General features: G+C 38.9%; 13 protein-coding genes. 12 read left to right on the plus strand and 1 reads right to left on the minus strand.

The window, feature by feature from the left end; genetic code table 11:
- Window positions 1-10 precede the first annotated feature (10 nt).
- The 11 genes from I215_RS10400 to I215_RS10450 all read left to right on the plus strand — a co-directional run bounded on the left by I215_RS10400 (window position 11) and on the right by I215_RS10450 (window position 11,390).
- Window positions 11-967 (plus strand): OmpA family protein, encoded by a 957-nt coding sequence (locus tag I215_RS10400; protein WP_008991919.1) that lies wholly within the window; start codon window positions 11-13, stop codon window positions 965-967.
- A 56-nt stretch (window positions 968-1,023) separates the two neighbouring features.
- Window positions 1,024-2,064: an aldo/keto reductase gene (locus tag I215_RS10405; RefSeq protein ID WP_008991920.1), complete on the plus strand. Its 1,041-nt coding sequence runs from the start codon at window positions 1,024-1,026 to the stop codon at window positions 2,062-2,064.
- Between the two features lie 98 nt (window positions 2,065-2,162).
- Window positions 2,163-2,633, plus strand: a complete 471-nt coding sequence (locus I215_RS10410; RefSeq protein ID WP_008991921.1) for an Lrp/AsnC ligand binding domain-containing protein — start codon at window positions 2,163-2,165, stop codon at window positions 2,631-2,633.
- Between the two features lie 42 nt (window positions 2,634-2,675).
- On the plus strand, window positions 2,676-3,422 hold the full coding sequence (locus I215_RS10415) for a cyclase family protein (RefSeq protein WP_008991922.1): 747 nt from the start codon (window positions 2,676-2,678) through the stop codon (window positions 3,420-3,422).
- A gap of 64 nt (window positions 3,423-3,486) precedes the next feature.
- The gene (locus tag I215_RS10420) at window positions 3,487-4,107 is read left to right on the plus strand and encodes a DUF4230 domain-containing protein (protein ID WP_008991923.1); all 621 of its coding nucleotides are present in this window, start codon (window positions 3,487-3,489) and stop codon (window positions 4,105-4,107) included.
- Between the two features lie 29 nt (window positions 4,108-4,136).
- On the plus strand, window positions 4,137-4,508 hold the full coding sequence (locus I215_RS10425) for an MmcQ/YjbR family DNA-binding protein (protein ID WP_008991924.1): 372 nt from the start codon (window positions 4,137-4,139) through the stop codon (window positions 4,506-4,508).
- 179 nt (window positions 4,509-4,687) lie between these two features.
- Window positions 4,688-5,617, plus strand: coding sequence for a dihydrodipicolinate synthase family protein (locus I215_RS10430; protein ID WP_008991925.1), 930 nt, complete (start codon window positions 4,688-4,690; stop codon window positions 5,615-5,617).
- A 106-nt stretch (window positions 5,618-5,723) separates the two neighbouring features.
- Complete coding sequence (locus I215_RS10435; RefSeq protein ID WP_008991926.1) at window positions 5,724-7,304, plus strand: aldehyde dehydrogenase (NADP(+)); 1,581 nt, start codon at window positions 5,724-5,726, stop codon at window positions 7,302-7,304.
- A gap of 1 nt (window position 7,305) precedes the next feature.
- Window positions 7,306-9,036, plus strand: a complete 1,731-nt coding sequence (locus I215_RS10440; RefSeq protein WP_040460233.1) for a DUF885 domain-containing protein — start codon at window positions 7,306-7,308, stop codon at window positions 9,034-9,036.
- 27 nt (window positions 9,037-9,063) lie between these two features.
- Window positions 9,064-10,071, plus strand: coding sequence for a 4-hydroxyproline epimerase (locus tag I215_RS10445; RefSeq protein WP_008991928.1), 1,008 nt, complete (start codon window positions 9,064-9,066; stop codon window positions 10,069-10,071).
- A gap of 68 nt (window positions 10,072-10,139) precedes the next feature.
- On the plus strand, window positions 10,140-11,390 hold the full coding sequence (locus I215_RS10450) for an NAD(P)/FAD-dependent oxidoreductase (protein ID WP_008991929.1): 1,251 nt from the start codon (window positions 10,140-10,142) through the stop codon (window positions 11,388-11,390).
- A gap of 26 nt (window positions 11,391-11,416) precedes the next feature.
- Here the strand turns inward: I215_RS10450 and I215_RS10455 are convergent, their stop codons facing one another.
- Complete coding sequence (locus tag I215_RS10455) at window positions 11,417-11,929, minus strand: DUF456 domain-containing protein (RefSeq protein ID WP_008991930.1); 513 nt, start codon at window positions 11,927-11,929, stop codon at window positions 11,417-11,419.
- A 274-nt stretch (window positions 11,930-12,203) separates the two neighbouring features.
- Here I215_RS10455 and I215_RS10460 point away from each other — a divergent pair, with 274 nt between their 5' ends.
- Window positions 12,204-12,590 carry a BlaI/MecI/CopY family transcriptional regulator gene (locus I215_RS10460; protein ID WP_040460245.1) on the plus strand — a complete coding sequence of 129 codons (387 nt, stop codon included), beginning with the start codon at window positions 12,204-12,206 and terminating at the stop codon, window positions 12,588-12,590.
- The last annotated feature ends 5 nt before the right edge of the window (window positions 12,591-12,595 follow it).

Raw genomic sequence — 12,595 nt, forward strand, 5'->3', positions numbered from 1 at the left:
CTTGAATATAATGAAAAGAATTTTTGTTAGCGTAGTGCTACTAGGGGTCATGTCTTCATGTGTGTCCTCCAAAGTTTATAATGATTTACAAAGTCGCTATGATGCGCTAAAGGGAGAGAAGGAAGCCTTGCTTGATGAGAATCAAACCTTAGACTCGGACAATAATAATCTGGAGAACCAACTTGAATCCCTTCAGAAATCATATGATGAGTTACTCGCAGAGCGAAATCAACTGCGTCAGGATTACGATGCTACAAAAAGCAATCTTGAGAACTTAAAAGCCTCCTATGAAGCCTTAGAAGAAAACAGCAGTGCCTCGATTCGAGCCAATACTGAAAAAAACAAAGAATTACTAGAACAATTAGAATCCAAAGAACGCGCTTTGGCAGAGGAGCGCAGTCGTTTAGACGCCTTAAAGAAACAGCTTGAGGGTCGTTCTCAGCGCGTGGATGAATTGGAGGCGTTAATTGCTTCAAAAGACCAAGCGATGCGAAAATTAAAAGATGCCATTTCTAGTGCCTTATTAGATTTTGAAGGTAAAGGATTGACAGTTGAACAGCGCGATGGGAAGGTATACGTTTCCATGGAAAATAAATTGCTATTCCAAAGTGGGAGCTGGGCTGTAAATGATAATGGACGTAGAGCAGTGCAACAACTCGGATCGGTTTTGGCAAAAAATCCAGATATCAATGTGCTTATCGAAGGCCACACAGATAATGTTCCTTATAGAGGTAATGGACCTTTACAAGACAATTGGGATCTTTCTACAAAAAGAGCCACGAGTATCGTACGTATCTTGCTAGGTAATGCTCAGATTGATCCTGCAAGTCTTACCGCAGCTGGTAAAGGACAATTTGTACCAGTAGCACCGAATTCCACCACAGAGGGGAAGGCTAAAAATCGTAGAATCGAAGTGGTCTTGACTCCTAAATTGGACGAGATTACAAAACTGTTGAACGAAGATTAAAAATAGACCTGTAAATCAAGGAGGACTTCGGTTCTCCTTGGACCAAAAAAATGCAAATGAAATACACAACCCTACCCAACACCAAAATTAAAATCAGTAAAATCTGTTTGGGTACTATGACTTGGGGTGAACAAAATACCGAGTCAGAAGGCTATCAGCAGATGGATTATGCCCTAGATGCAGGCGTTAATTTTTTTGATACTGCTGAGCTTTACCCTATCCCAAAGAATCCTAAAACCCAAGGTGCAACTGAAATCTATATAGGTAATTGGTTTAAAAAAACGGGCAATAGGGATAAAGTGGTATTGGCCTCTAAGGTTGCAGGACCACCTGAGTTTAATCCCCATGAAATTAGAGAAGGTGGCTTTGGTAAGTGTGCCATAGAAGATGCTTTGAATACAAGTCTAAAGCGGTTACAGACCGATTATATCGATCTCTACCAATTGCATTGGCCAGATCGTCCATCAAACTATTTTGGTAAAAGAGGTTTTCAAGCTAAAACAGACAATCAGTGGGAGGATAACATTAGACAAACCTTAGAGAGCTTAAAAGATTTTGTGGACCAAGGTAAAATCCGACACATCGGTCTTTCCAACGACGTTCCATGGAGTGTGATGCGTTTTTTGGAGGAAAGTAAATATCAAGGACTTCCTCGTATTGCCACGGTTCAAAACCCTTATAATTTGCTCAATAGAACCTATGAAGCTGGTCTAGCAGAGATATCTTTACGAGAAAATGTTGGTCTACTTCCTTATTCTCCACTAGCCTTTGGTAGACTTAGTGATAAGTTTCTAAATGGCCAAGATATAAGTCAATCCCGTATTAATTTGTATCCTGAAATGAGGCGTTATAACAAGGAAAATGCCCTAAAGGCAACTCAGAGGTATTACGCCTTGGCTAAAGATAACAATATGTCACTTGCCACGATGTCCCTCGCATTTTTGCACCAACAAGACTTTGTCTGTAGTACTATTATTGGGGCAACACAGCTTGGGCAGTTAAAAGAAAATATTGCGAGTATCGATACGGTGCTCGATGAAGGGATTATAAATCAAATTAATAAAATTCACGAATCCATACCCAATCCTGCACCATAAAGAAGTTTGTAAAAGTTATGAGGTATTAGCTGATAAGGGGTTAGTGATTATATATTACAATCATTTCTAGTATATTTGTTGTAATTTAATATAACAACATGAAATTAAGTCAGGATATAGTAACTATTGATGGGATAGATAAAGAAATCTTAAGAGATCTGATGCAGGATGCTAGAAAGCCCATATTGGAGATAGCACGTAAAATAGGGATATCAGGAGCTGCCATTCATCAGCGGTTACGTAAACTAGAAAGCTCAGGGCTCATTGCAGGTTCAAAGTTTGTGATCAACCCAAAGAAGCTCGGTTATGCAACTATGGCTTTTATCGGTATCTATTTGGATAAGGCCATGCGAAATCCAGAGGCGGTTAAACAGTTGAGAGAAATACCCGAAGTGTTGGAATGCCATTATACCACGGGGAACTGGTCCATACTGATTAAAATTTTATGTAAGGACAACGAGCACTTGATGAATGTTTTAAATCACAAGGTGCAATCTATTGAAGGTGTCTCTAGAACAGAGACCTTTATATCGCTTAATCAACAAATCGATCGTCAAATCAGTTTGTAATAATACCAAGGTAAGTACTGTATTAAGGTGATCAATTTTTAAATGATAACAAAAGTAGAAATTCAGGGACAAAAGTTCACCATGGACCTCTCAAAGCCAATCGATATATCGATACCGCTAAGTGGGAGTTCCAAGAATCCTAGTGCCTGGTATCTTTCACCGCCTGAAATTTCACCAGTGATAATGGACAACTTCGTGGGTAGTGTTAAAGATGGTGCCTCCACTAATTTTAACACCATTGTGTTTAATCCCCATGCTCACGGTACGCATACCGAATGCATAGGGCATATAACTAAAGACTTTCACGGCATTGGAGATGCCCTAAAGGAGTTTCATTTCATTTGTGAATTAATTACCCTTGAACCTATTAGCTATCAGGGTGATCTAGTGATTACAAAAGGTCAATTATCAAAGGCCTTATTGGGAAAAAAACCAACGGCAGTTATTCTTAGAACACTTCCTAATGAAAAGGGTAAATTGTCCCGTCAGTATTCTCATACCAATCCTGCATATCTTTTAGAGGACGCCGCTTTGTTTCTCCGTCAAATTGGAGTAAAACATTTACTTATTGATCTACCTTCAGTGGATAAAGAAAAGGACGGTGGAGCTTTATTGGCTCATAAGGCATTTTGGGGTTTTCATGGAGATCAACGTTTGGATGCCACCATAACTGAATTTATATTTGTTCCAAATCATATAAAAGACAATACTTATTTTTTAAACCTACAAATTGTATCTTTTGTCAATGATGCCAGCCCTAGTAAACCAGTGCTATATGAACTTATTTAAGGGGACTGGATTTTGGTGTAATACGGATATTAAAGTGGGTATATCGTGGTAAAATTTAAATAGAATGAGTGATATTGTACAAATCCTATTAGGGTTATTATTAGGGATTTTAGGTTCCTATTGGTTGTTTACAGCTTTCAGAAAAAAGAAATCTTCTGAGAGTGTAGAAAAGCAATCCGTGATATTATTAGAGAAGATACGTAATGTCTATAAACTCATTACCGTAGAGGGAGAGTTTGCAGAGATTTACCAATATGAAAATGTCAGAGAACACTTTTTAAAACTCATCAGTAGTAAAAAGAAGGCTCTACTTGTTATTAATGCCAAGGTAAATGTCGGTTTTGATCTTAAAAAAATTGAGATGAAAGCAGACCCAAAGGCTAAAAAAATTATTCTCACAAATTTTCCCCTGCCTGAGGTATTGAGCATTGAGCCCGATGTCAAATATTACGATATTAAGGAAGGATTGTTCAATCGTTTTAAGACCAAGGATCTTTCTACCCTAAACCAAGAGGCCAAAGAACATATTTTAGCTAAAATTCCTGATAGTGGGCTGTTGGATACTGCTCGAAAAGAAGCCTTGGATGCAGTACATATGATTGAAAGTATGGTGCAGGCCATAGGCTGGAAGCTTGACTATAAGGCATTAGAAATTCAGCATAAAGATCTTTTAGATGAAAAATAGTGTAACATGCTTTTTAACAATTAACCACCATGAACATCGAAGAAATCTACCAGTATTGCATGGGAAAACCTGGAGTGACTGAAGACTTTCCCTTTGATAAAAACACCCTTGTATTTAAAGTATGTGGAAAAATGTTTGCCCTATGTGGTCTAAAGAAATGGGAAAGTGGTGATAAGAGTATCAATCTGAAATGTGACCCTCAATGGGCTTTGGAACTACGATCTGCTTTTACTCAGATCAAGCCAGGCTATCATATGAGTAAAAAACACTGGAATACTGTTCATCTTAACAATCAAGAAATTCAGCCTGGGTTTTTAAAAGAGCTTATAGATCACTCCTATGACATGGTCGTAAAAGGGCTAGCTAAAAAGCTACAACAAGAGCTTTCAAATGAGCTTTAAATACTTATTCACTCATCTTATCTTAAAAAACCTTCAAATAGGGTAATATTTGCATAGTTTCGGGTAAAATCTTGGAATCCTCCTTTAATATGTTGGGCTAATTTTGTTTTTAAATTATAGCGCTAATTCAATAATCGATTTATCCAATTAATGTTTTAGGAAATTTAAAAATTAGAAATATGCAAGTAAAATGGGAAGGCATCATGCCTGCAGTGACAACAAAATTTAAAGAGGATGATTCTTTGGATTTAGAAATGTTTGAGGTCAATATTAAAGCCCAACAAGAAGCAGGTGTATCCGCTATTATTTTGGGAGGTACCTTAGGTGAGGCAAGTACGCTGACCGATGATGAAAAAGTAACATTGATCCAAGAAACTGTTCGTATTGTAAAGGGACAAATTCCAGTGATTATAAATGTAGCAGAACAAACCACTAAAGCCGCCGTTCATGCCGTAGCGGTTGCTGAGCAAAATGGAGCAAGTGGTATTATGTTATTGCCACCGATGCGCTATAGAGCAAATGATCGTGAAACTGTTACCTTTTTTAAAATTGTAGCCAATAGTACCTCACTTCCAATTATGATATATAACAACCCTGTTGATTATAATATCGAAGTGACACCAGCGATGTTCGAAGAGTTATTAGAATGTGATAATATTCAAGCGGTAAAGGAGTCCACTAGAAATATTTCAAACGTCAGTAAATTAAAGAATAAATTTGGAGATCGTTTAAAAGTACTTACCGGTGTTGATACTCTAGGACTAGAAAGTATATTAATGGGTGCAGACGGATGGGTTGCGGGATTAGTTTGTGCTTTTCCCAGAGAAACCGTTGCCATATATGAACTTGCAAAAGCAGGTCGTCATAAAGAGGCATTGGCAATATATCGTTGGTTCCTACCACTTTTAGAGTTGGATATTACCCCACAATTGGTACAAAATATTAAATTAGCTGAGGTTGCAACGGGTATTGGAACTGAAATGGTTCGTGCTCCTAGGTTAGCACTTATAGGACAAGAGCGAAAACGCGTTTTAGAGGTAATTGAAGAAGGATTGAAAAATCGCCCTGAGCTACCAGATTATAAAGCATTGCGTAGCGCGGCAGTTTAATGTAGCCCGCATAGGATAGGAAGCATTTCCAAGGTCATTACTTTTGAATCCTCACAGATAGATTCAAGGGTAATGCCTTTGGCATTAATCAAAAATACACAACAACATGATCACAGGAAAAAATACTATTGGTACTCTTAACTCCGCAAGAGGAACAGATACTTTTAAAACATTTAATCCCGTTGAGAATCGGGAAAACCCTTGGGTTTTTCACCAAGCCACCAAAGATGAAATAGATCAGGCAGTACAGTTGGCCACTGAGGCATTTGGTCAATACAAAAATTTTTCAGGTAAAAGAAAAGCAGAATTTTTAAGAGCTATAGCCGATGAAATAGAAGAAATCGGTGAAGATTTAATTACTACTTATATGGCAGAATCTGGTTTGCCAGAAGGCAGAGCGCGAGGTGAACGTGGTAGGACTATGGTTCAACTCAGAGCCTTTGCGGACCTTTTAGAAGAAGGATCATGGGTAGAGGCCACCATCGATGTTGGTCAAGCGGACAAAGAGCCAATGCCCAAACCAGATATACGTAAAATGCTTTTCCCGATAGGGCCAGTAGCGGTTTTTGGAGCTAGTAATTTTCCATTAGCCTTTTCCACAGCAGGAGGGGATACTGCAAGTGCATTAGCCGCTGGTTGCCCAGTGATAGTTAAGGGTCATCCTTTACATGCAGCCACTGGAGAATTAGTGTCTTCGGCTATCTTAAAGGCTGCTGAGAAAACCAATATGCCAAATGGCGTGTTTTCTAATTTGAATAGTAGCGGTATATCTGTGGGTCAGGAATTAGTTCAGCACCCAGAAATTAAAGCGGTAGGTTTTACTGGAAGTATTGCTGGGGGAACTGCAATATACAAACTCGCTAGTACGCGAGAAGTTCCTATACCTGTCTTTGCAGAGATGGGAAGCGTAAACCCTGTAGTTGTTTTGCCTTCAGCTTTTGAGCAATCAGCACATTGGGCCAAACAATATGCTTTGTCGATCACCAATGGAACGGGGCAATTTTGTACCAATCCTGGGCTTATATTAGGAGTTAAAGGAGATGACTTTACCCAATTCATTGGAACCTTAGGAGAAGAAATTGCTCAAATTTCACCCGCCTCTATGTTGCATCCCAATATTTATAAAGCCTTTGAGAAGGGTATAGAAGTAGTGACCGCAAGTGGAAAGACCTCCTTAGTTGGAGCCTATAAGGGCGAAGCTGCTCCGAATTTTGGTAAGGCCAAAGTCCTAACTGTTGATGCGGATGTATTTATAGCAAATCCTGCATTACACCACGAAGTCTTCGGACCTTATTCCTTGGTTGTACAATGTGATAGCGATCAAGAGTTAGAAGCTGCTATTAATGCCTTGGAAGGACAGTTAACAGGAACGCTTCTGGGTAATTCAAAAGAGTTAAGTGAAAAAACAAGCATTGTAGATGCCTTAAAGGAGAAGGTAGGAAGACTTATCCTCAATGGTGTGCCTACAGGAGTTGAGGTATGCGCTGCTATGCATCATGGTGGGCCATTCCCCTCGACTACAAATGCGAAATACACCTCTGTCGGAGTGTCGGCGATCACGCGTTGGACACGTCCTGTAGCTTATCAAAATTGGCCATTGGAATTATTGCCAGAGGCCTTACAAAATGAAAATCCATTGAAAATTCATAGAATTGTAGATGGAATTCACACCTTTAATACGATATAATATGACGAGATACCAAGCTGGAATTTTATTATTTGCTTTAATGTTACTTGGCTGTGATTCACCCAAGAAAACAACTACGGCTTCATCTGATTTGAAAGCTGTCATTGATACTGTTGAGAATTTTAGGTTATACCATCGCAGTGATCACCCTTTAGGGCATTATGATAAAGCCCTGTTTAAAAAGGATGCTGATTTTGCGAGCGCCCAATTACAGAACTTGGCAAAGGTCGATACACAAGCCCTATCGGAAACCGAATTAATTTCGTGGGAATTACTTCAATTTAAGCTACAAGACAGGGTGGATTTTTACATCTACGACATGTACTTAAATCCAATTCAAGCAGATCAAGGATTCCATTTGGATCTCAATTATAGAGTGAATCCAATCTTGAGTTATCAAGAAGCAAAGGATTATTTAAATGTTTTAAATGACATTCCACATTTTGTGGATCAGAACTTAGTTCTAATTAAAGAAGGACTCTCCAAAGGGATCTCCCAACCAAAGGTAATATTTAAAGGTTATGAGTCCACCTATGATGAGCATATTGTAAGTAATTATAATGAGAGTTATTTTTACCAGCCTTTTACGCAGCTTCCAGATCTAATGAGTGAAAAGCAAAAGGATTCTGTAATATCAGCTGCAAAGCAGGCTATAGAAACCAGTGTTGTGCCAGCTTTTAAAAAAGTTAAGCAGTTTTTTGAAACCCAATATATCCCTAATACTAGAGAGGCGATAGGGGTTATAGAAACTCCTGGTGGAGCGGAGTTTTACCAAAACAGAATTAATTATTACACCACTAGTGATCAGTATACTGCCCATGACATTCACCAAATTGGGTTAGAAGAAGTAGCTCGGATAAGAGCTGAAATGGAGCAAATCATAAAAAAGGTGGGCTTTAAAGGTAGCTTTGCTGAATTTCTAGATTTTTTGCGAACTGATCCACAATTCTATGTGGATTCTGGAAGAGAATTATTAAAACAAGCCAGAGATATCGCAAAACGCATCGACGCACAGCTTCCAAAATTTTTTAATCTTTTACCTAGAAAGCCTTATGGGGTGATTAAAGTTCCCGATGCCATTGCTCCTAAATACACGACAGGGCGATATTCGGGAAGTTACAGTAGCACTGAACCAGGATATTATTTAGTCAACACCTATAAACTAGAGAGTAGACCATTGTATAACTTACCAGCACTTACGGCCCATGAAGCCGTTCCAGGGCATCACTTACAAGGATCCTTAAATCAAGAGCTCGGTGATAGTATCCCGAAATTTCGTAAAAACACCTACCTTTCTGCCTATGGAGAAGGTTGGGCATTGTATTGTGAGTTTCTAGCTGATCAAATGGGAATATACACCACGCCTTATGAGGAGTTCGGAAAACTAACCTATGAGATGTGGCGCGCATGTCGTTTAGTAGTTGACACTGGTATTCACGCTAAAGGATGGAGTAGAGAACAAGTAGTGGATTATCTTAAATCCAACACAGCCCTTTCAGAACATGAAATTAATACAGAAACCGATCGTTATATTGCGTGGCCAGGACAGGCGATTTCTTACAAGATCGGGGAATTAAAAATCAGAGAGCTTCTGTCTTTAGCCAAGGAGCAATTGGGGTCCAAGTTTGATATTCGTGAATTCCATCACATTATCTTAGGTCAAGGGACAGTGACCCTTCCGATTCTGGAAAGACGCGTTAAGAACTATATCCATATCAAACTTAATCAATGATCATTAATTTTATCTTTTAGTGAATCTATGGCAAGAAAAACATTTTTTTGTGTTGATGCCCATACCTGTGGAAATCCAGTTAGGGTCATCGCTGGAGGAGGGCCACAATTAATAGGCTCCAATATGAGTGAAAAGCGACAACACTTCATCCGTGAATTTGATTGGATACGAAAAGCACTGATGTTTGAACCAAGGGGACATGATATGATGAGTGGAAGTATTTTGTACCCACCATTAGATCCTCAAAATGATGTGGGTATTCTATTTATTGAAACCAGTGGTTGTCTACCCATGTGTGGACATGGAGCCATTGGAAGTATTACCATTGCGATCGAAGAGGGGTTAATTACACCCAAGACTCCAGGAAAAATACGGATGGAAGCCCCGGCAGGACTCATTGAAATCACCTATAAACAAACAGGAAACAAAGTGGATTGGGTAAAACTTACCAATGTAAAGTCGTACCTCGCTGCTCTGGAACTTACCATTGTTTGTGAAACCTTGGGAGAACTCGTATTTGATGTGGCCTATGGAGGTAACTTTTATGCCATCATTGATCCTCAAAAAAACTTCAGTGGAATCCAAGATTTCTCAGCTGGGAATCTAATACGTTTAAGCCAAAAACTACGACAACAAATCAATGCAAAATATCCCGGGATGTTTGTTCATCCAGAAGACCCTACCATAAATGGGGTCAGTCATATACAATGGACTGGAAATGTAATCAATCCTAAATCCACGGCTAGGAACGCTGTTTTTTATGGTGATAAGGCCATTGACCGTTCTCCTTGTGGTACAGGAACATCAGCGCGCATGGCTCAATGGCATGCCAAAGGATTACTGAATCTAGGAGAGGAGTTCGTTCACGAGAGCTTTATAGGTTCTCAGTTTGTCGGTCGTATTGAGCAGCAGACTGAACTAGCTGGAAAAACGGCGATTGTTCCGAGCATTCAAGGTTGGGCTAGGGTCTACGGATACAACACTATCTTTGTTGATGACCAAGACCCCTATGCTAAAGGATTTCAAGTGATATAAATTCATACCAAAAGCATTAGAAGTTACGTTAATTAAATAAATCAGCTTTATAAATACCCTTAAAGGAAATGCAAAAAAATATCCTGATCATAGGCGGAGGTATCATCGGTCTCTGCTGTGCTTATTATTTAAGAAAAGAAGGTCACCAAGTTACCGTTATAGACCAATCAGACTTTAATCAGGGAGCTTCCTTTGTAAATGCCGGGTATATTACCCCAAGTCATATTATTCCACTAGCTGCACCAGGAATGATTTCTAAAGGTATCAAGTGGATGTTCAACTCTGCAAGTCCGTTTTATATCAAACCTCGATGGGACCCAGACTTTTTTAGGTGGGCATGGTATTTTCATAAGTCCTCTACCCAAGAAAAAGTAGCCAAGGCTATTCCAGTAATAAAGGATATCAATATTCTAAGTAGAACTTTGTATAACGACATGTTAGCATCGGGAGACTTAGGAGATTTTCATTGGGAGCAGAAAGGCCTTTTAATGATGTATAAGACTGATAAGGCAGCTGAAGAAGAATTGCATGTAGCTGAACTTGCAAAAAAACAAGGGTTAGAGGTCGATCATTTGGACAGTAAAGGACTAAAGGATTTAGAACCCGAGGTCGAGATAGCGGCAAAAGGTGGCATTTATTATAAATGTGATGCCCATAGCACTCCAACGCAAATCATGCCTAAACTCATAAGCTGGTTAAAGACCAATGGTGTGATACTGAAGTCCAATGAAGTGGTAGAGCGACTATCAATGAATGGGGATAAACTCAAAACTGTACAGACTAATAAGTCAGCTTATGCCGCAGATGAGGTTGTGGTGGCTGCAGGATCTTGGAGTCAAGAGCTCGCAAAGAAACTGCACTTGAACCTTCCAATTCAAGCTGGTAAAGGCTATAGAATAGATATTTATCGCCCCACAAAGATTAAGATTCCAGCCATTTTGATAGAAGCTAAGGTTGCTATGACCCCTATGAAAGGCTTTACACGTTTTGCAGGAACCATGGAGTTCTCTGGAATTAATACCATTATTCGCCAGCAGCGCGTAGAGGCTATTAGCCAAGCGGCAAAAGCTTATTATCCAGAAATAGAAATCCAGGAACAAGAAAAACGAGATGCCAAAAGTGGACTTCGACCTGTTTCTCCAGATGGACTCCCGTACATAGGTCGGAGTCTCAAATATAGTAATGTCACTTTTGCAACAGCTCATGCAATGATGGGGTGGAGTTTAGGTCCAGCCACAGGTAAATTGGTCAGTGAATTAATTTCAGACCATCAGTTATCTATGGACATTGCTGCATTTCATCCCGATCGGAAATTCTGAACATCGATAAGATTGAATTTAATAAATTATTCGAAGCTAAATATTAGAGCTTTGTATCTCCAAAAGGTTCTGATAAAGATCCCAGCAAAGACGATGGCAACCACAAACTTTAAGAAGGTGCCGGTAATGAAACCTAAAAAGGAACCGAAGGCAGCCTTCAAAGCTGTTTTATTATCCGCTTTATTGATGATCTCTCCCACGAAAGCACCAATAAATGGCCAAATAATAATACCAAATAAGCCAAAAATTGGAAATATAAAGGAGATAATAAGTCCAACGGTGGTTCCTATCATTCCAGATTTACTACCACCAAATCGCTTGGTCCCCGCAATGGGGATAAGGTAATCAACCACAACCACCCCAATAGCCACAGCTAAAGTGATACCCAATACCCACCAATTATCCTCAACAGCTTTAGTTAAATAAAGTAGTAATAGCCCAAGCCAACTCAAGGGAGCTCCTGGAATTACAGGAAGGAAACTTCCTAAAATCCCGATGAGTATAAAAATAAATCCAATAATAGTCAGTACGATATCCATAATGCTTTTTAAAAGTTAATTTGCTCGTCGAATCAAACGGGCATCCATGTAGTTAAAAGGCTTTAAAATAATGTGTTAGTATTTATTTAGGTGCCATTATCACATCCAATGTCTTACCAAATATACACAAAAACCGCTGGCAAATAATGACCCTTTGGATCCTTGTTTGGTTAAATTTTCTTAAAATTAATAACTAACATCTTAGTTTAAACTAAAATTTTAGTTATATTTACACCATATCAACTAAAGAGTTAGTTATAAAAAAATGAGTCAGATAAAGCAACTTACAAAGGCAGAAGAAGAAGTAATGCAGATTCTGTGGGATTTAAACAATGCAAACGTGGCAGCAGTCATTGAGCAATTACCAGATCCCAAGCCTGCTTATAACACAGTGTCTACTATTATAAGAATACTTGAGAGTAAAGGATTTGTAGATCACACACAAAAGGGCAAGGGTTATATTTATTTTCCGATTGTCAATAAATCGGAATACAGCAATCAGTCTTTAAATAAAATTCTCAATGGATATTTCCAAGGCTCCTTTAAAAGCATGGTTTCCTTTTTTGTCAAGAAAAACGATATTAGTTTAAATGAAATGGAAGCTATTTTAAATGAATTAGAGCAGCAAGAAGATGAAAAAAATGCTGATGGACTTCCATAGTATTA

Source organism: Galbibacter marinus (genome assembly GCF_000300875.1).
GTDB lineage: Bacteria > Bacteroidota > Bacteroidia > Flavobacteriales > Flavobacteriaceae > Galbibacter > Galbibacter marinus.

Bases quoted from the DNA above. Each gene is read 5' to 3' on its own strand.
- I215_RS10405 (WP_008991920.1), top strand. From the start codon at position 1,024: ATGAAATACACAACCCTACCCAACACCAAAATTAAAATCAGTAAAATC.
- I215_RS10455 (WP_008991930.1), bottom strand. From the start codon at position 11,929: ATGGATATCGTACTGACTATTATTGGATTTATTTTTATACTCATCGGG.
- I215_RS10425 (WP_008991924.1), top strand. From the start codon at position 4,137: ATGAACATCGAAGAAATCTACCAGTATTGCATGGGAAAACCTGGAGTG.
- I215_RS10420 (WP_008991923.1), top strand. From the start codon at position 3,487: ATGAGTGATATTGTACAAATCCTATTAGGGTTATTATTAGGGATTTTA.
- I215_RS10435 (WP_008991926.1), top strand. From the start codon at position 5,724: ATGATCACAGGAAAAAATACTATTGGTACTCTTAACTCCGCAAGAGGA.
- I215_RS10410 (WP_008991921.1), top strand. From the start codon at position 2,163: ATGAAATTAAGTCAGGATATAGTAACTATTGATGGGATAGATAAAGAA.
- I215_RS10440 (WP_040460233.1), top strand. From the start codon at position 7,306: ATGACGAGATACCAAGCTGGAATTTTATTATTTGCTTTAATGTTACTT.
- I215_RS10450 (WP_008991929.1), top strand. From the start codon at position 10,140: ATGCAAAAAAATATCCTGATCATAGGCGGAGGTATCATCGGTCTCTGC.
- I215_RS10430 (WP_008991925.1), top strand. From the start codon at position 4,688: ATGCAAGTAAAATGGGAAGGCATCATGCCTGCAGTGACAACAAAATTT.
- I215_RS10415 (WP_008991922.1), top strand. From the start codon at position 2,676: ATGATAACAAAAGTAGAAATTCAGGGACAAAAGTTCACCATGGACCTC.
- I215_RS10400 (WP_008991919.1), top strand. From the start codon at position 11: ATGAAAAGAATTTTTGTTAGCGTAGTGCTACTAGGGGTCATGTCTTCA.
- I215_RS10445 (WP_008991928.1), top strand. From the start codon at position 9,064: ATGGCAAGAAAAACATTTTTTTGTGTTGATGCCCATACCTGTGGAAAT.